Raw genomic sequence first — 22612 nt, 5'->3', positions numbered from 1 at the left:
AGTTGCCATGACCGAGGCTGCCCACCGAATCCTGCTGACCGGCTTTGAGCCCTTCGATAAAGATAGCGTCAACCCCTCGTGGGAAGTGGCGCGCGCGCTGGACGGCGAGCTGATCGCGGATGGCGTGGTGCATGCTGTGCAACTGCCCTGTGTGTTCGGCGCGGCCATGGAGGCGCTGGACGAGGCGCTGGCGCGGCTGCAGCCCTCGCTCATCATCAGCCTGGGGCTGGCCGGTGGGCGATCGGAAATCACGCCCGAGCGCGTGGCCATCAATATCGACGATGCCCGCATTCCGGACAACGCGGGCCATCAGCCCGTCGATCAGAGCGTGGTGCGCGATGCGCCTGCGGCCTATTTCTCGACCCTGCCCATCAAGGCCATGGTGCGCCATCTGCGGGACGCGGGCATCCCGGCTTCGGTATCGAACACGGCGGGCACTTTTGTCTGCAACCATGTGTTCTATGCCCTGATGCACAGGCTGTCGCGCCGTGCGGGCCCCGGCGTGCGCGGGGGCTTTATTCACATACCCGCGCTGCCGCAGCAGGCCGCGCGCCAGCCCGGCATGGCCAGCATGGCGCTGGACACACAGATTCAGGGCATCCGCGCTGCCATTCATACGGCCATGACGGTGCAGCAGGATTTGCTGGAACACGCAGGTCAGCTGCATTGATGCTGACCGGGAGACGAATGATGAAAATGGATTTGAACAGCGATCTGGGCGAGAGCTTCGGCGCCTGGCGCATGGGCGACGATGCGGCCATGCTGGACATCGTCAGCAGCGCCAATGTGGCTTGCGGCTTTCATGCCGGCGACGCGGCCGGGATACTGGCCACGCTCAAGGCGGCCAAGGCGCGCGGCGTGGTCGTCGGCGCACATGTGGCCTACCGCGATCTGTCGGGTTTCGGGCGTCGCAACATGGATGTGGCCAGCGGCGATCTGGTGGCCGATGTGATCTACCAGATCGGCGCTCTGCAGGGCCTTGCGCAGGCGGCCGGCACCAGCGTCCAGTACGTCAAGCCGCACGGCGCGCTCTACAACACCATTGCCCAGGACAGACGTCAGGCCATGGATGTGATCAATGCCATCAAGGCCATCGATCCCAGGCTGGTGCTGATGGCGCTGGCAGGTGCGCCCCTGATCGAGTGGGCCCGCGATGCGGGCCTGAACGTGGTGGCCGAGGCCTTTGCCGATCGCGGCTATACGCCGGGCGGCGCCCTGGTCTCGCGCCGCGAGCCCGGTGCCGTGCTGCACGATGAAAACCTGATTGCCCAGCGCATGCTGACCCTGGTGCGTGAGGGCGTGATCGAGGCCGTGGACGGCACTCTGGTGCGTGTGCAGGCCGACTCCATCTGCGTGCATGGCGACAGCCCCGGTGCCGTGGCCATTGCGCGCAACATCCGCCAGCGCTTCGAGCAGGAGGGCGTGCAGATCACCTCTTTTGTGGACACCGCGCCATGAGTGCCATGCGCTTTTTGCCCGTCAACCGCCACGCCATCCTGGTGGAGCTGGCCGACCTGCAGCAGACGCTGGTGCTGCTGGGCGCCTTGCAGGCCAGTCCCATAGAAGGCGTGCAGGAGCTGGTGCCTGCCGCGCGCACCATTCTGGTTCAGTTCGCGCCCCATATCATCGGCGCGGCGCAACTGGTGCGGCGCATTGCTGCCTGCGATCTGAGCGGCAGCGTGCAGCGCTCGGACGTGCTGGTGCAGATTCCCGTGCGCTATGACGGCGAGGATCTGGCTGAAGTCGCCCAGATACTGGGCATCACCGCCGAAGAGGTGGTGCGCCGCCACACGGGCAGCGAATGGTCGGTGGCCTTTACCGGCTTTGCGCCGGGCTTTGCCTATCTGAGCGGCGGCGACCCCGTCTTCAATGTGCCGCGCCGGGCCACGCCACGCACCAAGGTGCCTGCGGGTGCCGTGGCGCTGGCCGGCAGCTTCAGCGCGGTGTATCCACAGGCCAGCCCCGGCGGCTGGCAGATCATCGGAGTGACCGATGCCGCGATGTGGGATCTGGCGCGTGATCTGCCGGCCTTGCTGCAGCCCGGCTATCGCGTTCAGTTTGTCGATATTGCTATGCAAAAGGAAGCTGCTAGCGCTCTACATAATTCGATTTCAGATAGAAAAGTATCTGAAATCAATAAGGAACATGCGCAAGCAGCTACGAATTTTGAGGCGAATGCCGGTGCCTTGCGTGTGCGCGCCACAGGCCTGCTCACGCTGTTCCAGGACCGGGGTCGCCATGGCCAGGCCGGCCAGGGCGTGTCGGCCTCAGGTGCCATGGATCAGGCGGCGTTCAAGGCGGCCAACCGGCTGGTCGGCAATGCCAGCCATTTGCCGGTGCTGGAGACGGTAGGCGGCGGCCTGTCGCTGCAAAGCGTGGGCGAGAACGTGGTGGCCGTGACCGGCGCGGACGCACCTCTTGGCATCACCACGGCCGACGGACGCCGCTGGTCTGCGCCACGCTGCGCCGCAGTTGCGCTGGCCGATGGCGACACGCTGAGCCTTGCCCAACCCGTGGCCGGTGCCCGCTGCTATGTGGCGGTGCGCGGTGGCTACGAAGTGGCACCCGTGCTGGGCAGTGCTTCGACGGACACCCTGGCCCATGTCGGCCCGCCCGCCCTGCACAGCGGCCAGTTGCTGGCGGTGCTGCCGGCCCCCCATGCCGTGGTGGCCGAGTTTGCCCTGCCGGAGCAGGACTTGCCGGCCCCGGACGGCGAGGTGGTGCTGGATGTGGAGCTGGGCCCGCGCACCGACTGGTTCACGCCCGAGGCGGTAGCCTTGCTGGCTGCCCAGCGCTGGCAGGTCACGCCCCAGTCCAATCGCGTGGGCTTGCGCCTTGCCGGCGAGCAGGCGCTGACGCGCGCCGTGACCAGCGAGCTGCCCAGCGAAGGCACGCCACTGGGGGCCATCCAGGTTCCCGCCAGCGGCCAGCCCGTGCTGTTTCTGGCCGACCACCCCCTGACCGGCGGCTATCCCGTCATCGGCTGCGTGGCCCCCCATCATCTGGACCTTGCGGGGCAGATCCCCGTAGGTGCCTGGATTCGTTTTAACCCCATCCGCGCCTTTGCAGAGCTGGTGCCTGCAAGCGCGCAATGAGGAGTGAGTTGATGAAAAAAGTTCTGATTGCCAACCGTGGTGAGATCGCTGTGCGCATTGCACGCGCCTGTGCCGACTATGGCGTGAAATCCGTCGCCGTCTATGCCGATGCCGATATCGATGCCCTGCATGTGCGCCGTGCCGACGAGGCCTACGGCCTCGATGGCGACAAGAGCGCGGACACCTATCTGAACATCGCCAAGCTGATTGCGATCGCCAGGCGTTCGGGTGCCGACGCCGTTCATCCCGGCTATGGCTTTCTGTCCGAGAGCGAAGCCTTTGCGCAGGCCGTGCTGGATGCCGGTCTGATCTGGATCGGCCCGCGCCCCGACACCATTGCCAAGCTGGGCGACAAGGTCGAGGCGCGCAAGATTGCGCTGCAGGTCGGAGCGCCGCTGGTGGCCGGCACGCCCGATCCCGTCAAGGATGCCGACGAAGTGCTGGCCTTTGCCCAGCAGCATGGTCTGCCCATCATCATCAAGGCTGCCTTTGGTGGCGGTGGCCGTGGCATGAAGATCGCCTGGCGCATGGACGAAGTGGCCGAGCTGTATGCCTCTGCCGTGCGCGAGGCGGTGACGGCTTTCGGCCGCGGCGAATGCTTTGTGGAGCAGTTCCTCGACAAGCCGCGCCATATCGAGGCGCAGGTGATTGCCGACACGCATGGCAATGTGGTGGTGCTGGGCACGCGCGATTGCTCGCTGCAGCGCCGCAACCAGAAGCTGGTGGAAGAAGCGCCGGCCCCCTTCATCACCGAGGCCCAGCGCGAACGCATTCACAGCGCGGCGAAGGCTATCTGCGCGCAAGCCGGCTATGTCAGCGCCGGCACCGTGGAGTTTCTGCTCAGCGAGAACGCTAAGGGAGAGGGCGCCATCTCCTTCCTTGAGGTCAATACCCGCTTGCAGGTCGAGCACACTGTGACCGAGGAAACCACGGGCATCGATCTGGTGCAGGAGCAGCTGCGTGTGGCCGACGGCCTGCCGCTGTCTTTCACGCAGACACCGGCGCCGCGTGCCCATTCCATCGAGTTCCGTATCAATGCCGAAGATGTGGGGCGCGGCTTTCTGCCCACACCGGGTCTGATCACGCGCTTTGCGCCTCCTTCGGGGCCGGGTGTGCGACTCGATTCGGGCGTCGAAACCGGCTCGGTGATTCCCGGCTCCTTCGACTCCATGATGGCCAAGCTCATCGTCACGGGGGCCACGCGTGAGCAGGCCCTGGCCCGTGCGCGCCGCGCACTGGCCGAGTTCCGCATCGAGGGCGTGGCCTCGGTGCTGCCCTTTCACAAGGCCGTTCTGAATCAGGCCGACTTTGTGGGAACGAATGGCTTCAATGTCCACACCCGCTGGATCGAAACCGAGTTTGCCGAGCCACTGGCCGCAGCCGCCCGCGCCGAACCTGTGGCCGACACCAGCCTGCTGCGCACCGCCATCGAGATCGACGGCCGCCGCGTGCAGCTGGGCCTGCCCGCCATGCTGCTGCAAGGTCTGTCTGCGCCGACGACGGGCGTGGCTCAGGCCGCCGCGCAGCAAAGCGTGGACCCTGATGCGGTTATCTCGCCCATTGCCGGCAATCTGCATGCCTGGAAGGTCGCCGATGGCGACGAGGTCAAGGAAGGCGATGTGATCGCCGTGATGGAAGCCATGAAAATGGAGATGCAGGTCTCGGCCCACAAGAGCGGCCGCGTCACCTTGGCCGCCCAGGCAGGCACTGCGCAGACCCTGAGCGCCGTGATCGCGCATATCCGATAAGCTTGGCCAGCCCCGCTTGAAGCGCGACCCCTGGGTCGCGCTTTGTTTTTCTAGCTTTGCTTCACACAGCTCATGGCCATGGCCACCAGTGCATCGAGAAACTCGGGTGAGCGGGCCTGCTGCGGCACATCGTGCACGGCGCTGTGGATGATCTCGCGCAGGCCCTGGCCCAGCAGATAGGCAGCCAGTGGCAGGTTGTCGGTCTGCACCTGCGCGCCATGCATCTGCAGCAGCGGCAGCCAGGTGGTGTTGATGAATTCTTCCCGGCTGGCCTGTGGTGCATGCCACAGCCCCAGATGCAAGGCCGAGCGATAGCGCGTGTGGAAAGCATGGCTGAGCTGATGCAGGCGCTGCTCGACCCGGATCATGTTCGCAAAGATCTGGCGCAATATGGCTTCGAGCGACAGGCCCTGCAACTGCTCGCGCATCTGGAAAAGCTGCTCGGACTCCTGATCGAGCAGGCGTTCATACACCGCCGCAATCATGGACTCCTTGTTGGGAAAGTATTGGTAGATGGAGCCCACGGCAGCACCCGAAACTTCTGCAATGCGATTGACCGTGAGAGCGTCCTCGCCCTCTTTTTCGAGAAGGCGCAAACAGGCTTCGGCAATGGCATCGACCAGCGCTCTGGAGCGTGCCTGCACAGGCTGCTTGCGCGGTTGCGGCAACTGGTCCTTGGGGCGTGGGGTGGTGGGCGCGTCCATGAAATGCAAGTCCTGTCTTCGGTTGATCGGTGGGTGCTGATTTTTTCTTTTTCCATCAATGACTTGCAGCGTCTTTGAGGGAGTCGGAATGCGAGTGGAAAAACGCACTCCCTCTGCCTAGACTTTGTATCAGGCTGCTCGCCATCCTAGCGCCAAGGAGCGGCCCGACAGAGCCTGAGGCAGACGCTGTGCAGGAGAAAGAAGCACGGCACTCGGGCAAGACATTGCATAGAGGAGAAAGCCCATGTCATCCCCCATCTCGGTTCAGATTCTCGGCCCGCGCATCGGTGCCGAAGTGCTGAAACTGGACCTGGCAGACCCGTTGTCTGCGCCAACCCTGCAGGCGCTGGAAGCCGCCTTGCTCAGGCACGAAGCACTGGTGCTGCATGTGCCCGATATGACGCCCGACCAGCATCTGGCGATTGCCCGGCATTTTGGCGAGGCCGAAGTCCATACCTTCTATCCCAATCTGGGGCAGGGCTATGAGCAAATCACAGTCATCGACTCCAAGCTCGGCGACCGCGCCGATATGTGGCACCACGACGAGAGCTTTCTGCCCAGTCCGCCCATCGTCACCATGACCCATGCGCGCATCCTGCCGCCCACGGGGGGCGATACCTGCTGGATCAGCATGACCAGTGCCTACGATGCGCTGTCGCCGCAGATGAAGCAGTACCTCGACGGCCTGAGTGCCTGGCATGACATGAACAGGCCCATGACGGCGGCGCTGCAGCATGGCATCTGCACGCACGAGCGCTATGTGGAAGTGGTCGCGCAGAACCGTCGCCAGCTGCACCCCATGGTGCGCGTGCATCCGCTCACGGGGCGCAAGGCGCTGTACGTCAGCCCCACCTATGTCACGCATATAGACGGCCTGCCGCAGGCCGAAAGCCATGCCATCCTGGCCTATCTGCACGCGCACTGCATGCAGGTGGAGTTCCTGTTCAAGCACCGCTGGGCGCTGGGCGATATGGTGATCTGGGACAACCGCAGCGTGGTGCACAACGCCATCATGGACTACGCCCCGCACCAGCGCCGCATGCATCGTGCATCGGTGTTTGCTCGCCAGGGCGCTGTCGCCCGGATGCACCACGAACAGGAGGCAGCATGCGCCACGACGGAATAAACCAGGAGCTGCTGTCCAGATACGCGCCGCGCCCGGGTCGCAAGCCGCTGCTGCCGGCGCTCAGTGATCGCCAGCAGCTTGCGCTGTTGTGCCGCGTGCTCTCACGCGAAGGCTATAACGACCATATCGCGGGCCACATCACCCTGCGCCTGGACGACGGCAGCTATCTTGCCAATCCCTGGGAGCTGACCTGGAGCGAGCTGACGGCCTCGGACATCCTGCGACTGGATGCACAAGGCCAGGTGATCGAGGGCGACTGGAACATCACTCCGGCCATCCGGCTGCACATGGACGTGCATGAAAAGCGCCACGATGTGCGCGTGGTCATCCACAACCATCCCGAATGGAGCTCGGTCTGGTCGGCCACGGGCAAGGTGCCGCCGGTCTATGACCAGACCTCGGCCCTGGTCGATACCGACCCCGTGGTCTATGACGAATACCGGGGCACGGTAGAGCAGCGCGAGCTGGGCAATGCCGTGGCCAGCGCATTGGGCCAGAGCAAATGGGCGCTGCTGGCCAATCATGGTGCGCTGGTGGTGGGCGAGAGCATTCGGCAGGCGCATCTGCGTGCCATCACGCTGGAGTGGCGCTGCCGCCTGGCCTGGCGGGTGCAGGCGCTCGGTGGCGGCACCCCCTTGAGCGATGCCGTGATCCAGGCGACCGGAGCGCGCACCGACCTCAACGGCTTTCCCTTTCTCTGGGAGGCCATGTGCCGCGAGGAAATCCGCCGCGATCCCTGCGTGCTGGACTAAGCCCAGCCTGGCTCTGCGCGCTCTGCGGGCAGCAAGCCAGGACTGCATCTGTCGATCTGCCGAAAGCCCTCCCATGTCCATCCATGAATCACCGCACCCGCAGCGTCCCCGGCTGCTGCTTCACACGGCGCTGGCGCCAGCCATGCACGAGAGACTGCAGCTGCAGTTCGAGCTGCTTGAGGCGGCCGGGATCGGCAGCGCCCGCCGCAGCGAGCTGTGCCCTCAGGTGCGAGCCATGCTGTGCAATGCCCAGTCCATCGTCAGCCGCGAACAGATGCGGCAGTGGCCGGCGCTGGAGCTGATCGTCGTCATCGGCGTGGGCCGGGACGGCATCGATCTCGACGCAGCCGCAGAACTGGGCATCAAGGTGAGCAAGGCGCCCGATGTCTGTGCCCAGGACATTGCCGATCACACGCTGGCCCTGCTGCTGGCTGCCACGCGGCAAATCGTGCAGGCCCATGAGTTTGTGCGGCAGGGGCGCTGGCTGCAAGGGCGGTATCCGCCCACCCTGCGCTTTTCGGGGCAACGCATGGGCATCGTCGGCCTGGGGCGCATCGGCCGTGCCGTGGCCAGGCGCTCGCAGGCCTTTGATATGTCGATTGCCTATACGGGACGCGCTCCCAAGGGCGATGTGCCGTACCGCTGGTGTGGCAGCGTGCTGGAGCTGGCCGCCGAGGTGGATTTTCTCGTGGTCTGCGCCAGCGGCGGTCCTGCAACCCGGGGCCTGATCGATGCCGAAGTGCTGCAGGCCCTGGGCCCGCAGGGCGTGCTGGTGAACGTGGGGCGCGGCTCCGTCGTCGATGAAGCGGCATTGCAGCAAGCGTTGCAGGAACGCACGATTGCGGCTGCGGCACTCGATGTGTTTGTGCATGAGCCGCAAGTCTCAGATGCCTTGATCGAGCTGCACAACACGGTGCTGACGCCGCATATGGCCAGTTCCACCCTGCAAGGCCTGCAGGACATGTTTGTGCAGGCCGAGGCGTACCTGCTGGAGCATTTCGGATTGGCACCGCACACAGGCTGAAACACCGCATGTTTGCACCCTTGCAGCAGAGGTTTTTGCCGGGCGCTTGACATTTACATGATGTCAATCTCTACAGTGGCCTTCAACGTGAATGGAGAACGCGATGAATGCACTGACCAAAAGCGGAGCCTTTGAGCTGTCTGTGGAGGGAATGACCTGCGCTTCCTGCGTGGGCCGCGTGGAGCGCGCGCTCAAGAAAGTGCCCGGCGTGCAGGAGGCCGTGGTCAATCTGGCCACGGAAAAAGCCAGCCTCACCGTGGCCGATCCGGCGCAGGCTGCAGCCATCTTGCCGCAGGCCGTAGCGGCGATTGAAAAAGCGGGCTACGCGGTGCCCGCGCAAAGCGTGGATCTGCAGGTGGGCGGCATGACCTGTGCGTCCTGCGTGGGCCGTGTGGAGCGTGCGCTCAAGAAAGTGCCTGGTGTCCAGAGTGCAGTGGTGAATCTGGCGACCGAGCGTGCCAGCGTGCAACTGCAGGGCAGCGTGGATGTGAGCCGCTTGATTGCAGCGATCGAAAAGGCCGGCTATGAAGCGCACGCCGTGCTGCACAACGCCGGCGCGACTGGCGAGGATGCCACAGCCCAGCGCCAGGCGCAGGAGCGCGAATCGCTCAAGCGTTCGCTGATCTTTGCGACCGTGTTCGCACTGCCCGTGTTTGTGCTGGAGATGGGCGCTCACATGGTGCCCGCGTTTCATCACTGGATTGCGGGCACCATCGGCACGCAGAACAGCTGGTACATCCAGTTCGCGCTGACGGCCGTGGTGCTGTTCGGGCCGGGTCGGCGCTTTTTCGAGAAGGGCGTGCCCGCGCTGCTGCGCGCAGCGCCCGACATGAATTCGCTGGTCGCAGTGGGCACCTCGGCGGCATTCGCCTATTCGGTGGTGGCGACCTTTGTGCCGCAATGGCTGCCCGCAGGCACCGTGAATGTGTACTTCGAAGCCGCGGCCGTCATCGTCGCGCTGATCCTGCTGGGCCGCTTTCTGGAGGCGCGTGCCAAGGGCAATACCTCGGAGGCCATTCGCCGCCTGGTGCAGCTGCAGGCCAAGACTGCGCGCGTGCGCAAGGGCGGCGTGGTGCAGGAAATCGACATTGCCCAGGTGCGCGGCGGCGATGTGATCGAAGTGCGCCCTGGCGAGCGCATTCCCGTCGATGGCCTGGTCATCGAAGGCCACAGCTTTGTCGACGAATCCATGATCAGCGGCGAACCCGTGCCGGTCGAGAAGGCTGCAGGGGCCGAAGTGGTGGGGGGTACGGTCAATCAGAATGGCGCGCTGGCTTTCAGCGCAACAAAGGTAGGGGCAGACACGCTGCTGGCGCAGATCATCCGCATGGTGGAGCAGGCCCAGGGCAGCAAGCTGCCGATCCAGGCGCTGGTGGACAAGATCACCATGTGGTTTGTGCCGGCCGTCATGGCTGCGGCCCTGCTGACCTTTGTGGTCTGGCTGATCTGGGGCCCCGATCCCGCGCTGAGCTTTGCCCTGGTCAATGCGGTGGCCGTGCTCATCATTGCCTGCCCTTGCGCCATGGGGCTGGCCACACCGACTTCCATCATGGTGGGCACAGGCCGCGCCGCGCAAATGGGAGTGTTGCTGCGCAAGGGCGAGGCGCTGCAGCAGCTCAAGGATGCCAGGGTGGTGGCGGTGGACAAGACCGGCACGCTGACCCGTGGTCGCCCCGAACTCACCGATCTGGTGCTGGCCGAAGGGTTTGAACGTGCCGTCGTTCTGGCGCAGGTAGCCGCCGTTGAGGACCGCAGCGAGCACCCGATTGCGCGCGCCATTGTCGATGCTGCCAAGTCAGAGGGACTGGAGATTCCATCCATCAGCGACTTCGCATCGGTGACCGGTTTCGGCGTGCGTGCCGTGGTGCTGGGCGACCAGGTGGAGATTGGTGCCGACCGCTTCATGCGCGAACTTGGCCTGAGTGTTGACGGCTTTGCGGCCGAGGCCGAGCGCCTGGGCAGCGAAGGCAAGACGCCTCTGTATGCCGCCATCGGCGGCAAGGTGGCGGCCATGATTGCCGTGGCCGATCCGATCAAGCCCACCACCAAGCCGGCGATCGACGCCTTGCATGCGCTGGGCCTGAAGGTGGCCATGATTACCGGCGACAACCGCCACACGGCCGAGGCAATCGCCAGGCAGTTGGGCATTGACGAGGTGGTGGCCGAGGTCCTGCCAGGCGGCAAGGTCGAAACCGTAAAGCGTCTCAAGGCCGAGCATGGGACTCTGGCCTATGTGGGCGACGGCATCAACGACGCGCCGGCCCTGGCCGAGGCCGATGTGGGCATCGCCATCGGCACGGGCACCGATATTGCGATCGAGGCTGCCGATGTGGTGCTGATGTCGGGCGACCTCTCGGGAGTGTCGAATGCGATTGCGCTGTCCAAGGCCACGATGAAGAACATTGGCGAGAACCTGTTCTGGGCCTTTGCCTACAACGTGGCGCTGATACCGGTGGCAGCGGGTCTGCTCTACCCGTTCAACGGCATGCTGCTGTCGCCCGTGTTTGCAGCCGGAGCCATGGCGCTTTCCAGCGTATTTGTGCTCTCCAACGCGCTGCGGCTCAAGCGCTTCAAACCCGTCCTCTGAAAGCGGGGCATGGGGCGGGCGCCGGAAGATGCTCTGACGCTTGCCCCGTATCCGGGACTATGGCTTGGGCAGTTGCGGCACATCCACAAAATCGTCGAGGCTCAGGCCTTTTTCCTGCAGCAGGGCTTCGAGCACGGGCTTGAGCCGGCCCAGGCTGGCTTCCACGGTTTCGCGCACGGTATCGACCACTACCTGGGTGCTGCGTTCGATCTCGATATTGACCAGATCGCCGACCTTCTTGTCGCCGAACACCGTCATGCGCAGGGTTTCGGGAATCAGCCAGACCTCGAACCAGCCTTCCTTGCGATTCACCTCGGCCACCGTCAGGCTGGCGCCGTTGACGGCGATATAGCCCTTGGCAAACACATATGGGCGGAATGCCTCGGGAATGCCGAAGCGGATCTTGTGGTTGGTCTCGGTCTGCATCACCTCCAGCAGCGGCGCCGTGAAGTCCACATGGCCCGACAGCGGGTGGCCGCCGATCTCGGCACCATCCCTGGCGGCGCGCTCCACATTGAGCGTGTCGCCCGCCTTGTAGCTGCCCAGCGTGGTGATGTTCAGGCTTTGCAGCATCACGTCAAAGCTGGCGCTGGTGGGCGAGAGGTTCTCGGTCACCGTCAGGCAGACGCCGTCGTGCGAGACGCTGGCACCAATGGCCAGATCCTGGCAGAAGCCTTCGGGGAACTCCATGATGAAAGTGCGCAGGCCGTCCTGGTCGCGCAGCGCGGCAATCTTTGCCACGGCCTGAATGATGCCGGTAAACACGGGGCAGACTCTCTTATCAACAGGCGGGCGCCGGGCGCTGGCCTTGGGTCAAAACAGCCATTTTGCCTGTTTGCCCCTTAACCCGGCCAGCGTCTAGGCGAAGGCCGGCCGGCCTTCCCAGAAGCCGCTGATCAGCGCCTCGGGCTTTTTGAGCGCACGCACCCAGGCGCAGTCGGGCCAGGCCTGCATCTGCACATTCATGCCGGCAAACACGCCGTAGCCCGGGCCGGCCGCAATCTCGCCCTCGGCCTGCAGGGTCTCGCCACTGCGGATGCTGCAGGCCGCGCGGATATCGCCCTGGGCCTTGATGCCCCAGCCGGCCTGAATATGGTTGCCGCACAGGATGCCGTCGTTGCCGGCAATGCCGTGACCGACATCGAGCAGGCCCTGCACCTCGATGGCGCCGCCTGCTTTCAGGCCCTTGCCGCAGTGCATATCGCCTTGCACCTGCACTTCCTGGCCGATATGGGCATTGCCCTTGAGCCTCACATGGCTGCCGCCGCGCAGCTCCCAGCCGCAGCGCAGGTCTTCGGCGCGCAGCTCGCCCTCGACTTCCACGCTCCAGGCCGCCTTGATGCTGCCGCCGGCCTGCAGCAGCTCAGCCGCGAAGATGGCGCCGCCGCATTGAATCTCTTCGCCCGCTTCGAGCTTGCCCGCCCGTATGCCGCCGCCCGCCTGCAGGCTGCGGCCCACCAGCAACTGGCCGGGAACGCGCACATCGCCATGCACGATCAGGGTGCCGGCATAGACGAAGTGGTCGGCCTCCAGGTGCTCGAGCTCCAGCACGCTGCTGGTGGAGCCGAAGTTCTCCAGCAGCCAGCGTGCATCTTCCACGCGGCCGGCGGCCACCTGGGTGTCCATGGCGGCCTGGTAGTCGCCGCCGGCCAGGTTGTTGCGCACAAACCAGCGATAACCCATGGCACAGGGATTTTTGCCGCGCAAGAAATTTTGAGTGAGTTCCATGTCCATGGCTGACCTCCGGATCGTCCTTTGAGCAAGATGCGGTGCGTCTGGCGGTACGCAGCCTCGAAGGCGTGGACGTACCTCTCCCATGCACCTGGGAAATGCTGTTCTGGAAGGCCGTGCGGAGGATGTGAGCTGTGTGCTTCAAGCCATCCGCACGGCGGCGGAAAGCATGGCCGTGACACCGCTCAGGCTCACGAAGGCGGTAGGAATGCCATGGCGGCGGGTGTGCAGCGCACGCAGCACGCAGGCACGCGCGGGCAGCTCTGCGGCAAGGGCAAAGCGGCGCAGGCGGGCGGCGGTGGACAGGTGCAGGCAGGCCATGGTGTGGGGCATGAAAGAAGCGGCAATTATGCCGCGCGGCCCGCTCTGGTGCAGATGACCCCCTGCTTCTCCGTTATTTCATGGCTCTGTGCATGGCCGGGAGCCGCGCAAGGGCCGCCCCGCAGCGTCGGTGTCGTCCCCTCAGGCGAAGCCAGAGAGGGGGAAGACGCGAAGCGGCCAGAGGGGCTTTATCTCAGCGGCTTTGCGCTGCGGCCCGGCACAGGCGTTCCACGGCCTGCGCGATCTGCGGCACCTCGGGCGCGGCAAACGACATGCGCAGCGTGTGCAGGTCGGGGTCTGCCGGATAGAAGGCCTTGCCTGGCACATAGACCACGCCCTGGGCGACGGCGGCGTCGAAGAGCTTTTGCGGATCGATGCGGTGGTCCAGCTCGGCCCAGACGAACATGCCGCCGGCGGGGTGCGAGCAGCGTATGCCGCTGTCCGGCGCCGCGTTCAGGCCCTGGACCAGGGCCTGCATGCGGCGCTGGTATTTCTGGCGCGCGCGCTGCACGGTGGCCGGGTAGCGGCCGCTGGCCAGATAGCAGGCGGCGACCGACTGCGTCAGCGGCGAGGTGCACAGGTCGGCCGTTTGCTTGGCCACCGTGCAGCGGCGCAGCAGCGGCGCGTCGGCCAGCATCCAGCCCACGCGCAGCGCGGGGGCCACGGTCTTGGAGAGGCTGGACAGATAGATGACGGGGTTGGCGCCGGGCCCGGCCAGGCGCTCGCCGGCGGCGCGCACGGTGCCCGGCATGGCTTGAGGAGCACCGCCGGGATCGTCGAAGCGCAGCTCGCCATAGGGATCGTCCTCGACCACCCAGAAGCCGTGCTGCAGCGCCAGTTGCACCAGGGCTTCGCGGCGCTCGGCTGCCAGCAGCGTGCCGCGCGGGTTGGAAAAATTCGGCACGGTGTAGAGCAGCTTGGGACGCTGGTCTGCGGGCAGTGCGGCCAGCAGATCGGCAAGGGCTTCGGTTTGCAGGCCCTGCTCGTCCATGGGAATGGGCAGGATGCGGGCCTGCGCCAGGCGCAGGGCCTGCAGCGTGGCGGGATAGGCCGGCACCTCGACCAGCACCGTGTCGCCGGGCTCCACGAGCACGCGCACCAGCAGGTCAAAGGCCTGCTGCGATCCGGTGGTCACCAGGATGTCGGCGGCTGTCGCCTGCATGCCGCGCTCGCGCGCCTGCTGCGCCAGGGCCTCGCGCAGCTCGCCCAGGCCTTCGGTGGCGCCATATTGCAGCGCGCCCGGACCCTGGGCCATGGCCTGCTGGGCGGCCTGGGCCAGGCCCTCGGCATCGAAGAGGCTGGGCGATGGATAGCCGCCGGCCAGCGAGATCATGCCGGGGCGCGAGAGATAGGGAAACAGCTCGCGTATCGGAGACCCCGCAGGCTCGGCAAACACGGCGGCAAAGGGCGCCAGTACGCTGTCCTGACTCATGCTGCAGCTCCCGCCAGCATCCCGAGAACCTGGGCCCTGGATTGCTGCTCGGAGGCCTCGTACAAGGCGATTTCGTCATGCACGCGTGCGCCCAGTGCGGCCTCGAAGACCTGCTGCGCGGCATGGGCCTGGTATTGCTTTTGCTCCTCGCCGCCGAGGTTGGACTGGAAGATGCCGGCCGCGCTCACGGGCAGAAAATCCTCATAGGTGATCGGCTCGGCCTGCACCAGACCCTGGTCGATCAGCGCTTCCAGGTCTGCCTCGGCAGCGCCCTGGGGCAACTGAGCCTGAGCCTGTTCGGTCAGGCGGTAGCGGTAGAAAGCCAGGCCCTGGCGGCGCAATTGCTCGTGCGTGTCTGGAAACTGCGTGAAGACCTGCTGCAGACGGTGCGCATAGTCGGGCGCGGCGCTGCCCGCGCTGTCTATGCCGCGCACCAGAGCCAGGAGCTCGTCGTACAGGGCGCGGCCCTTGCGTGTCAGCGCGACGCCGCGCTGCTCGATCTCGCCAAAGCGGGCGGTATGGGCGCCGGCACTGTCCGCGTTGGCGTCGGCATCGGTAAAGCGCACGGCCTCCTTGAGTGCCTTGAAGCTGGTCTGGCGCAGCAAGATGGGGCAGGCGCGCTGTGGCGGGCCTTCGACCACGTCCTTGGCATCCATGCCGCGCGTGGGCATATCGGCCTGGGCCATGTCGATGTCCAGCGTGCGGGGCGTCAGATGGTTGATGTGCGGGCCCTTGAAGCACACCACATCGGCCACCAGGCGGTGGGCTTTTTGCAGGGCGTTGTAGGTGGCGGCGTCCACGGTGGCATCGCTGTGCCAGCGGAAGGTCTCCAGGGCCTGCTGCACAAAGTCGTCTGCGTCGCTGCTGTCCAGTCCTGCGTCACGCTCGGCCTGGGCAATGAGCTCCAGCGCGCGCGGCGTGAAGATGCAACGGCGCTGGAGGATCTCGGCGGCCTTCGCGCGCAGCGCCTCATCGGCAATCAGCTCCAGGCGCAGCAGCGAGGTGAAGACGCGAAACGGGTTGGCCAGCAGCGCCTCGTCGTGCACGGGACGAAAGGCCGTGGAGTGCACGGGAACGCCGGCCACCGAGAGGTCGTAGTAGCCCACGGGCTCCATGCCCATCACGGCAAACAGGCGGCGCAGCGTGGCCAGCTCCTCGGCCGTGCCCACGCGGATGGCGCCATGGCGCTCCACATCCAGGCGTTCGAGCTCGCCGCTGCTGGTCATGCGCTGGCGCAGCTCGGGGTCGCCCTGCAGCGTCACGGCGTTGACATCGGCCACCAGGTCGATCAGGGTGCCGTACTGCGGCACCTCCTTGCGGTACATCTCGGACATGGCACGCGAGAAGCGCGTGCGGATCTCGTCGACGCTGACAAAGCGGGCTGCGGTGGAAGAGGCGTGGGGCGTGGCGCTCATGACAAAACAGAAGGGTCTTGGGGTCGAGGGATGGCCGCGCCGCTGGCGGGGCCGCAGGAATATGCAGCATGTTCCGCGCCGTCATGACTTTGGTCAAACGATAATCCGGCCTGCAGGTCATACCCACACGGAATGAACCTGCACCCGAATCATTTCCATATCCTTGCCGCCATGCAGCTATCCCGTCGCTTTCTGCCACCCATGTCCCTGCTTTGCGCCTTCGAGGCCTCGGCGCGGCATCAGAGCTTTACCGCAGCGGCCGCCGAGCTGCATCTCACGCAAAGCGCCGTCAGCCGCCAGATCCGCGCGCTGGAGGAGCGCCTGGGCACGGAGCTGTTCGTGCGCGAGCGCCAGACCGTGCGCCTGAGCGCTGCGGGCCAGGTCTATGCCCAGGAGATCCGTGCCGCCCTGGCGCGCATCTCCAATGCCACGCTGGGCTTTCGCACCAATCCCCAGGGCGGCAGCCTGAATCTGGCGATCCTGCCGACCTTCGGCACGCGCTGGCTGGCGCCGCGGCTGCCGCAGTTCTTCAGCGCCCATCCGGGCATCACCATCAACCTGACCACGCGGTTGTCGCAGTTCGATTTCCAGCTCGAAGCCGTGGATGCGGCCATTCATTTCGGCCTGCCGAACTGGCCGGGCGCGGAGCTGGAGTTCCTCATGAGCGAGACGGTGGTGCCGGCCTGCAGCCCCGATGTGGCGGCCCGCCATGGCTTTGCCCGGCCCGAGGATCTGCTGCGCGCACCCTTGCTGCATCTGGCTTCGCGTCCCGACGCCTGGCAGCGCTGGTTCGGCAGCCAGGGTTGCCAGGGCGGCGATATGCAGGGCATGCTGTTCGATCAGTTCGCCACGGCGGCGCAGGCGGCGATTGCTGGCGTGGGCGTGGCGCTGCTGCCCAAGTTTCTGATCCAGCGCGAGCTGCTAAGCGGCGATCTGGTTCAGGCCCTGCCGCTGCTGCCAGAGGTGGAAAGTGCCGAGCGCTACTACCTGGCCTGGCCGACCAGCCGCTCGACCTATCCGCCGCTGCAGGCCTTCCAGGGCTGGCTCAAGCAGGTCGCGCAGGAGTTTGCTTGCTCTGCATCTCTAGAATAAAAAAGGAGCTGCCAGCGCAGCTCCTTCAACGGATTCAGATATAAAAGTACCTGAAATTAATGCTGATCAAGCGTAGCAAGCTATCAATAAAGTATGACTTCAGGCGCACTCCAGTGGTCGGTTCAGCTGTTGTAGGCTTCCAGCGGCTTGTCATTGGGCGCCTGCAGCAGCTGCTTGAGCATCTCGCTCATGGGCAGGTTCAGCGGCATTTCCTTGGGCGGAATGGGCTGCATAAACCATTTGTCGTAGATCTTCGCCACTTCGCCGGACTTCATCATGCGCACCAGGGCATCGTCCACGGCCTTCTTGAAGCCGGGATCGTCCTTGCGCATCAGCAGTGCGATGGGCTCCGATCCCAGCGCCTCGCCCACGATCCTGTAGCCTTTGGGGTCCTTGGAGTTGGCGATCACGCCGGCCAGCAGATTGTCGTCAAGTACAAAAGCGTCAGCGCGGCCGGACTCCAGCATCAGAAAACTCTCGAAATGGTCCTTGCCCAGCTGGGGCGGCAGCTTCACATTGTTGTCATGACTGTATTTGCGCAGCAGCTGCACGGCGGTGGTGCCTGCCGACGCTGCCACGGTCTTGCCGTCCAGCTGCTTGAACGAGGTCACGGGCGAGTCCGCGCGCACGGCCATGCGCACCTGGCTGACATAGGTAGTGACGGCAAACGAGACCTGCTTTTGGCGGCTGAGGTTGTTGGTTGTGGGGCCGCAGCCCAGATCCACCGTGCCGTTCTGCACCAGCGGCATGGTGTTCTGCGCGGTGATGGCCATGTATTCGATCTTGGCGCTGGGCGCGATCTGGGCCAGCACCTTTTCGCACAACTCCACGTGGTAGCCGGTGAAGCGGTGGTTGGCACCTAGGGCATAGGCCATGGGGGCCGAGCTTTCGCGCACGCCTATGACCACCTTGCCGGTCTTTTGCAGCTTCTCCAGCGTGCCGCCGGGGGCGGTCTGGGCCTGGACGCCGGAGGCGGCCATGGCGGCTAAAAGGGCGGTACATGCCAGCGTTATGTTCGCGGTCATCAGGCGCATGGGGGAAGTCTCCTCGGGAAGTGGGCGTATCGAAAACGCAATGCAGTTGTTGTTCGGTCGTCCATGGGGCTGCGCATTGCCTGCAGCCCATGAATCGGCAAGACCCGTTTCCGGGGTGGCCTGTTTGTCAAGATACTGCATCAACTATCGGGCAAATAGCAGCCGCTTCATAACGATGAAACGGAAGAAGGTCATGCTTGCGGCGTATGACCCGGCAGCGCGCGTCCGGGCGCGGCAGCCGGCGCGGCAAAGCCATAGCGGCAGGGCAGACCGGGCTTTTTGGGTAATATCTGCGCCTGTTGCACAGGCCCGCGCGCATCGCTTGCGGCGCGTCCAGCCTTGTGCCGCCAGGGCCGGCCGTGTCGCTGCCGCCTGGTCCGGCTCCGTTTTCGGTTCGCGCAGCGCAGCTCGCAAGGGCGCCACAGAATGACTCTGCATGCGTGAACCTGTTTTGAGACAGACTCCATGACTGCCAATACCCCCCCCTCATTCCTGAGCCGCATCGCCATCGCGATCGGCAGTTTCTTTGCCATTCTCGGTAACGCGCGCCTGGCCGCCGACGTGAGTCGTGTGCGCGCCGGTGAGGCTTTTGCCGCCGACGTCGCCCCCAGGGAAGTACGCGTGGAAGTGCCGGTCGAGAAGATCGTCGAGGTTCGCGTCGAAGTACCGGTCGAAAAAATCGTGGAAAAGACCATCGAAAAGCGCGTCGAGGTTCCGGTCGAGAAGCTGATCGAAAAAACCGTCGAGGTGGAAAAGCTCGTCGCCACCGACAGCGCCGCCCTGCAACTGCTGGGCCTGATGCAGCGCGAGGCCCGTTTTGTGGACTTCATCCAGGAAGATGTCGCGCCCTATACCGATGCCGAAATCGGCGCGGCCGCGCGCGTGGTGCATGAAGGCTGCCGCAAGGTGCTGCGCGAGCATTTCACGCTCTCCCCCGTGCGCAGCGAAGCCGAAGGCTCACGCATCACGTTGCAGGCCGGTTTTGACGCTGCTGCCGTGCGACTGACGGGCAATGTGGTCGGCCAGCCACCGTTTACCGGCACGCTGTCCCACCGGGGCTGGCTGGTGACTCAGGTCAGGCTCCCCCAGCTCACCGACATTCAGGCCGCCAAGGTCATCGCCCAAGCCGAAGTGGAGCTGTAAACCATGAATATGTTTGCCTCCATCGCCGCATCGGGTGCGGCCCCCCAGGACGCTACCGTGGCGGACTCCGTGGCTGCTGTCGCTCAGCCGCAAAGCAGCGCTGCTGGCCCAGTCGATGCTGCATCTGCCGGCGCTAGCTACAGCATCGGCATCGATCTGGGCACCACCCACTGCGCGCTGTCTTATGTGAACAAGATCGCCAGCGATGGCGAGAAGGTGGTGCAGGGCGTGCTGGACATTCCCCAGCTCACGGCTCCCGGCAGTGTCGAGGCCAGGCCCCTGCTGCCGTCCTTTCTCTATCTGCCGCACGAGAGCGAGCTGACCGAAGCCGAGCGCAGCCTGCCCGGTGCGCCCGGCGACTTCATCACCGGCGAATTCGCCCGCAGCCGTGGCGCGGCCACGCCCATCCGTCTGGTCAGCAGTGCCAAGAGCTGGCTCTGCCACCCCGGCGTCGATCGCCGCGCCGGCATTCTCCCCGCCGATGCACCGGAGGAGGTCAGCCGCATTTCGCCGCTGACGGCCTCCACCCGCTATCTTGAGCATCTGCGCCGCGCCTGGGAGAAGGCCCACCCCGAGGCCCCGTTCGACCAGCAGGACATTACCGTCACCATCCCGGCATCGTTCGACCCTGCCGCGCGCGAGCTGACGGCCGAGGCCTGTAAGGCTGCGGGCTTTGCCAAGCTGACGCTGCTCGAAGAACCCCAGGCCGCGCTGTACAGCTGGATCCAGGCCAGCGGCGGCCAGTGGCGCAAGCAGGTCAAGCATGGCGACATCATTCTCGTCGTGGACGTAGGCGGCGGCACTACCGACCTCTCGCTGATCGCCGTGCTGGAGCGCGAAGGCAATCTGGAGCTGCAGCGCATTGCCGTGGGCGAGCACATTCTGCTGGGCGGCGACAACATGGATCTGGCCCTGGCCTATGGCGTGGCGCGCAAGCTGGCGGCCGAGGGCAAGCAGCTCGATGCCTGGCAAACCCGCGCGCTGGCCCATGGCTGCCGCGCTGCCAAGGAGCAATTGCTGGCTGACGCCAACTTGCAGGCCGTGCCCGTGGTCGTGCCCAGCCGGGGCAGCAAGCTCATCGGCGGCAGCATTCGCACCGAAGTGACGCGCGACGAAGTGCTGGCCATGCTGGTCGAGGGCTTTTTCCCCAAGGTGGCCGTCAGCGACAAGCCCAAGAGCCGCGCGCGCGGCGCGCTCACGCAGCTGGGCCTGCCCTATGCGCAGGATGCGGCCGTCACGCGCCATCTGGCGGCCTTTCTGAGCCGCCAGGTCAATGCGCTGGCCGAGATTGACGGTCTGAACGGTGAGCAGGTCGAAGGCTCGACTTTTCTGCACCCCACGGCCATTTTGTTCAACGGCGGCGTGCTCAAGGCGCCCCAGATCGAGCAGCGCATCCTGGAAGTCATCAACGGCTGGCTGGACGACGAGGCCTGCGAGCCTGCGCGACTGCTGGACGGCGCCAACCTCGATCTGGCCGTGGCGCGCGGCGCGGCCTATTACGGCCATATCGCCAACAGCGGCCGTGGCGTGCGCATTCGCGGCGGCACGGCCCAGTCCTATTACGTGGGCGTGGAGAGCAATATGCCCGCGATCCCCGGCATGGAGCCGCCCCTGTCCGCCCTGTGCCTGGCACCGTTCGGCATGGAAGAGGGCACCGAAGTCGCTCTGCCTGACGAAGAGTTCGGCCTGGTCGTGGGCGAGCCCGTGCGTCTGCGCTTCTTCGGCTCGTCCGTGCGCCGCACCGACCAGGTCGGCACCATGCTGGACTTCTGGTCGCCCGAAGAGCTGGTGGAGCTGCAGGAGATCGAGCTGAATCTGCCCGCTGCCGGCCGCGCGGCCGGTGAGGTGGTGCCCGTGACCCTGGCGGCGCGCGTGACCGATATCGGCACCCTGGAGCTCAATGCCGTGCCCGTGGGCGGAAGCGAGCGCTGGAAAGTGGAATTCGATGTGCGCGCGGAAACCTCTGCGGAGGCTGCCGAGTAAGGCCGCTGAGTTGCTTGACGGCGAAAGCCCGCTGGCCGGTTGGCTGGCGGGCTTTTTTTGTTCTGGACACGACTTGCGCAGAACGGGTTCAGGCAAGACGACTGCCTCTGCAGGCAGGCCTTTGTCGCATTCTTGTTTGCGTAAGTCCTACTGGAGTTTGCGGCTGCATTTCAGCCCCTGATCAAGGCATGTCGCCCCAGCAAGCCCGTGGCAGCAGCGATCTGATACAGGGACTTCAAGCCAGATCAGCCTCCAGCCCAATCACGGAAAGCGCGATCAGCTCATTTTTTTTGAGGAAGCAGGGCGCGCGCCACGCCCACCAGCAACATGGCACGCGCCCGCCACTCAAGCAGAGCTCTAGAACGCGTGGCGCAGACCCACGCTCAGGCTGCTGGCATCTTGCCCGTAGCCCACGCCACCCTTGAAGTTATAGCCATAGGCCACGCCGGATCCGTTGTCGATGCGCGTGTAGGCCGCATAGAGCTTGGTGCGTTTGCTCAGGTGGTGGTTGTAGCCAAGAATCCACTGGCGCGCGCTGCTGCCGGGCACATGGCTCCATCGGCTGGCCCAGCCGTAGCCAAGGGCAAGCTCCGAAGCGCCGGCCCGGTAGACCGCAGTCACGCGCGCAGCGTCTCGCGTGCCGCAACCGGCACCGCCATTGCCGCACAGCGAGCCCGAGCCGTTGTCCGAGCGCTGGTAGTAGGCACCGACCTGCAGCGCATTCCAGAGGTAGTGGCCGCGCAGGGCAAACTGCCTGTCGTCACCCAGCTGGGTAAAGCCCGCACCCAGGGCCAACGGGCCGCGTTCCCAGTTGGCATAGAGGTCGTAACCGTTCTTTTGCACGGAGCCTGTCGTCTTTTCGTGTAGCGATGCCTGAGCTTCCAATGTCAGTCCGGCCAGCACAGGGCTGCGGTAGGCGATCTTGTTGGTGTTGCGCATGACGTAGTCGTAGAGCGCATCGGCGATGGAGCCGGTGTCGTGGTTGGGCTCATCCAGTGCACCATAGTCTGCAATGCCGAAATAGGTGGCAGCACCAAAACGGCCCAGGCGCAGCTTGCCCAGACTGCCCGAGAGGTTGACTTCGCTTTGACGTTGAAAGGCCAGGGCGCCGGTGCTGCCGGTGCCGGCACCGGTGTCGGACTCAAAGCCGGATTCGAGCTGGAAGCCGGCCTTGAGGCCGCCGCCCAGGTCTTCGCTGCCCACAAAGCCAAAGCGCGAGTTGTTGTTGAAGAGACCGGTCAGGGTGCTGCCTCCAACCTTCTGATGCTCGAGTGAGGTGTTGAGGCGGCCATAGATCTGAACGCTGCTCTGTGCGAGAGCGGCGCAAGCTCCGGCGGAGGCCAAAGCGGCGAGGAGGACACGAGACACCGTTGTTGTTTTGACTGGCATGTAGCGACTAGCCTTCGATCTTTGCTATGAAACTTG

At 65.2% G+C, this 22612-nt stretch carries 19 protein-coding genes; 11 read left to right on the top strand and 8 right to left on the bottom strand.

Features of this window, described 5'->3' with window-relative positions; translation table 11 throughout:
- The first annotated feature begins 7 nt into the window (after nt 1-7).
- The 4 genes from pcp to QYQ99_RS09175 are packed head-to-tail and all read left to right on the top strand — an operon-like array spanning nt 8 to nt 4843.
- A complete protein-coding gene (gene pcp, locus QYQ99_RS09190) occupies nt 8-670 on the top strand; it encodes a pyroglutamyl-peptidase I (protein ID WP_302092357.1) in 663 nt (220 codons plus the stop codon).
- A 20-nt stretch (nt 671-690) separates the two neighbouring features.
- The gene (locus QYQ99_RS09185; protein WP_302093147.1) at nt 691-1458 is read left to right on the top strand and encodes a LamB/YcsF family protein; all 768 of its coding nucleotides are present in this window, start codon (nt 691-693) and stop codon (nt 1456-1458) included.
- A 5-nt stretch (nt 1459-1463) separates the two neighbouring features.
- A complete protein-coding gene (locus QYQ99_RS09180) occupies nt 1464-3095 on the top strand; it encodes an urea amidolyase family protein (protein ID WP_302093146.1) in 1632 nt (543 codons plus the stop codon).
- Between the two features lie 11 nt (nt 3096-3106).
- Nucleotides 3107-4843 carry an acetyl/propionyl/methylcrotonyl-CoA carboxylase subunit alpha gene (locus tag QYQ99_RS09175; RefSeq protein WP_302092356.1) on the top strand — a complete coding sequence of 579 codons (1737 nt, stop codon included), beginning with the start codon at nt 3107-3109 and terminating at the stop codon, nt 4841-4843.
- A gap of 50 nt (nt 4844-4893) precedes the next feature.
- Here the strand turns inward: QYQ99_RS09175 and QYQ99_RS09170 are convergent, their stop codons facing one another.
- The gene (locus tag QYQ99_RS09170) at nt 4894-5547 is read right to left on the bottom strand and encodes a TetR/AcrR family transcriptional regulator (RefSeq protein ID WP_302092355.1); all 654 of its coding nucleotides are present in this window, start codon (nt 5545-5547) and stop codon (nt 4894-4896) included.
- A 244-nt stretch (nt 5548-5791) separates the two neighbouring features.
- Here QYQ99_RS09170 and QYQ99_RS09165 point away from each other — a divergent pair, with 244 nt between their 5' ends.
- The 4 genes from QYQ99_RS09165 (at nt 5792) to QYQ99_RS09150 (ending at nt 11036) form a co-directional block, all read left to right on the top strand.
- On the top strand, nt 5792-6673 hold the full coding sequence (locus QYQ99_RS09165; protein WP_302092354.1) for a TauD/TfdA dioxygenase family protein: 882 nt from the start codon (nt 5792-5794) through the stop codon (nt 6671-6673).
- On the top strand, nt 6655-7425 hold the full coding sequence (locus QYQ99_RS09160) for a class II aldolase/adducin family protein (RefSeq protein ID WP_302092353.1): 771 nt from the start codon (nt 6655-6657) through the stop codon (nt 7423-7425). Before QYQ99_RS09165 ends, QYQ99_RS09160 begins: the two co-directional genes overlap by 19 nt.
- Nucleotides 7426-7498: 73 nt before the next feature.
- Nucleotides 7499-8449, top strand: a complete 951-nt coding sequence (locus QYQ99_RS09155; RefSeq protein WP_302092352.1) for a 2-hydroxyacid dehydrogenase — start codon at nt 7499-7501, stop codon at nt 8447-8449.
- Nucleotides 8450-8552: 103 nt separating this feature from the next.
- Complete coding sequence (locus tag QYQ99_RS09150; RefSeq protein ID WP_302092351.1) at nt 8553-11036, top strand: heavy metal translocating P-type ATPase; 2484 nt, start codon at nt 8553-8555, stop codon at nt 11034-11036.
- A gap of 57 nt (nt 11037-11093) precedes the next feature.
- Here the strand turns inward: QYQ99_RS09150 and QYQ99_RS09145 are convergent, their stop codons facing one another.
- The 5 genes from QYQ99_RS09145 to hglS form a co-directional block, all read right to left on the bottom strand.
- Complete coding sequence (locus QYQ99_RS09145; RefSeq protein ID WP_003074301.1) at nt 11094-11801, bottom strand: riboflavin synthase; 708 nt, start codon at nt 11799-11801, stop codon at nt 11094-11096.
- A 93-nt stretch (nt 11802-11894) separates the two neighbouring features.
- Nucleotides 11895-12770, bottom strand: a complete 876-nt coding sequence (locus tag QYQ99_RS09140; protein ID WP_302092350.1) for a hypothetical protein — start codon at nt 12768-12770, stop codon at nt 11895-11897.
- Nucleotides 12771-12908: 138 nt separating this feature from the next.
- Nucleotides 12909-13100, bottom strand: a complete 192-nt coding sequence (locus QYQ99_RS09135) for a hypothetical protein (RefSeq protein ID WP_302092349.1) — start codon at nt 13098-13100, stop codon at nt 12909-12911.
- A 181-nt stretch (nt 13101-13281) separates the two neighbouring features.
- Nucleotides 13282-14520, bottom strand: a complete 1239-nt coding sequence (locus tag QYQ99_RS09130) for a PLP-dependent aminotransferase family protein (RefSeq protein ID WP_302092348.1) — start codon at nt 14518-14520, stop codon at nt 13282-13284.
- The gene (gene hglS / locus QYQ99_RS09125; RefSeq protein WP_302092347.1) at nt 14517-15935 is read right to left on the bottom strand and encodes a 2-oxoadipate dioxygenase/decarboxylase HglS; all 1419 of its coding nucleotides are present in this window, start codon (nt 15933-15935) and stop codon (nt 14517-14519) included. The genes QYQ99_RS09130 and hglS overlap by 4 nt, the downstream gene beginning before the upstream one ends.
- 171 nt (nt 15936-16106) lie before the next feature.
- On the opposite strand from hglS, the gene QYQ99_RS09120 reads away from it, so the two are divergent.
- Nucleotides 16107-17027 (top strand): LysR family transcriptional regulator, encoded by a 921-nt coding sequence (locus QYQ99_RS09120; RefSeq protein ID WP_302092346.1) that lies wholly within the window; start codon nt 16107-16109, stop codon nt 17025-17027.
- Between the two features lie 122 nt (nt 17028-17149).
- On the opposite strand, the gene QYQ99_RS09115 is transcribed toward QYQ99_RS09120, so the two are convergent.
- Nucleotides 17150-18061: a transporter substrate-binding domain-containing protein gene (locus QYQ99_RS09115; RefSeq protein WP_302092345.1), complete on the bottom strand. Its 912-nt coding sequence runs from the start codon at nt 18059-18061 to the stop codon at nt 17150-17152.
- Between the two features lie 465 nt (nt 18062-18526).
- On the opposite strand from QYQ99_RS09115, the gene QYQ99_RS09110 reads away from it, so the two are divergent.
- Entirely contained in the window at nt 18527-19204 is a 678-nt protein-coding gene (locus QYQ99_RS09110; protein WP_302092344.1) for a DUF2760 domain-containing protein, read from the top strand.
- Nucleotides 19205-19207: 3 nt separating this feature from the next.
- Entirely contained in the window at nt 19208-21187 is a 1980-nt protein-coding gene (locus QYQ99_RS09105) for an Hsp70 family protein (protein ID WP_302092343.1), read from the top strand.
- A gap of 357 nt (nt 21188-21544) precedes the next feature.
- Here the strand turns inward: QYQ99_RS09105 and QYQ99_RS09100 are convergent, their stop codons facing one another.
- Nucleotides 21545-22576 carry a porin gene (locus tag QYQ99_RS09100; RefSeq protein WP_302092342.1) on the bottom strand — a complete coding sequence of 344 codons (1032 nt, stop codon included), beginning with the start codon at nt 22574-22576 and terminating at the stop codon, nt 21545-21547.
- Nucleotides 22577-22612 lie beyond the last annotated feature (36 nt).

Origin of the sequence: Comamonas testosteroni (assembly GCF_030505195.1) — a bacterium.
In the GTDB taxonomy this organism is placed as follows: Bacteria; Pseudomonadota; Gammaproteobacteria; order Burkholderiales; family Burkholderiaceae_C; genus Comamonas; species Comamonas testosteroni_G.
The sequence above is the reverse complement of the archived record's forward strand: the minus strand, read 5'-3'. Positions and strand labels throughout refer to the sequence as shown.

Excerpts from the sequence above, each read along its gene's own strand:
- pcp (WP_302092357.1), top strand. The coding sequence starts at position 8 with ATGACCGAGGCTGCCCACCGAATCCTGCTGACCGGCTTTGAGCCCTTC.
- QYQ99_RS09185 (WP_302093147.1), top strand. The coding sequence starts at position 691 with ATGAAAATGGATTTGAACAGCGATCTGGGCGAGAGCTTCGGCGCCTGG.
- QYQ99_RS09180 (WP_302093146.1), top strand. The coding sequence starts at position 1,464 with ATGCGCTTTTTGCCCGTCAACCGCCACGCCATCCTGGTGGAGCTGGCC.
- QYQ99_RS09175 (WP_302092356.1), top strand. The coding sequence starts at position 3,107 with ATGAAAAAAGTTCTGATTGCCAACCGTGGTGAGATCGCTGTGCGCATT.
- QYQ99_RS09170 (WP_302092355.1), bottom strand. The coding sequence starts at position 5,547 with ATGGACGCGCCCACCACCCCACGCCCCAAGGACCAGTTGCCGCAACCG.
- QYQ99_RS09165 (WP_302092354.1), top strand. The coding sequence starts at position 5,792 with ATGTCATCCCCCATCTCGGTTCAGATTCTCGGCCCGCGCATCGGTGCC.
- QYQ99_RS09160 (WP_302092353.1), top strand. The coding sequence starts at position 6,655 with ATGCGCCACGACGGAATAAACCAGGAGCTGCTGTCCAGATACGCGCCG.
- QYQ99_RS09155 (WP_302092352.1), top strand. The coding sequence starts at position 7,499 with ATGTCCATCCATGAATCACCGCACCCGCAGCGTCCCCGGCTGCTGCTT.
- QYQ99_RS09150 (WP_302092351.1), top strand. The coding sequence starts at position 8,553 with ATGAATGCACTGACCAAAAGCGGAGCCTTTGAGCTGTCTGTGGAGGGA.
- QYQ99_RS09140 (WP_302092350.1), bottom strand. The coding sequence starts at position 12,770 with ATGGACATGGAACTCACTCAAAATTTCTTGCGCGGCAAAAATCCCTGT.
- QYQ99_RS09135 (WP_302092349.1), bottom strand. The coding sequence starts at position 13,100 with ATGCCCCACACCATGGCCTGCCTGCACCTGTCCACCGCCGCCCGCCTG.
- QYQ99_RS09130 (WP_302092348.1), bottom strand. The coding sequence starts at position 14,520 with ATGAGTCAGGACAGCGTACTGGCGCCCTTTGCCGCCGTGTTTGCCGAG.
- hglS (WP_302092347.1), bottom strand. The coding sequence starts at position 15,935 with ATGAGCGCCACGCCCCACGCCTCTTCCACCGCAGCCCGCTTTGTCAGC.
- QYQ99_RS09120 (WP_302092346.1), top strand. The coding sequence starts at position 16,107 with ATGCAGCTATCCCGTCGCTTTCTGCCACCCATGTCCCTGCTTTGCGCC.
- QYQ99_RS09115 (WP_302092345.1), bottom strand. The coding sequence starts at position 18,061 with ATGCGCCTGATGACCGCGAACATAACGCTGGCATGTACCGCCCTTTTA.
- QYQ99_RS09110 (WP_302092344.1), top strand. The coding sequence starts at position 18,527 with ATGACTGCCAATACCCCCCCCTCATTCCTGAGCCGCATCGCCATCGCG.
- QYQ99_RS09105 (WP_302092343.1), top strand. The coding sequence starts at position 19,208 with ATGAATATGTTTGCCTCCATCGCCGCATCGGGTGCGGCCCCCCAGGAC.
- QYQ99_RS09100 (WP_302092342.1), bottom strand. The coding sequence starts at position 22,576 with ATGCCAGTCAAAACAACAACGGTGTCTCGTGTCCTCCTCGCCGCTTTG.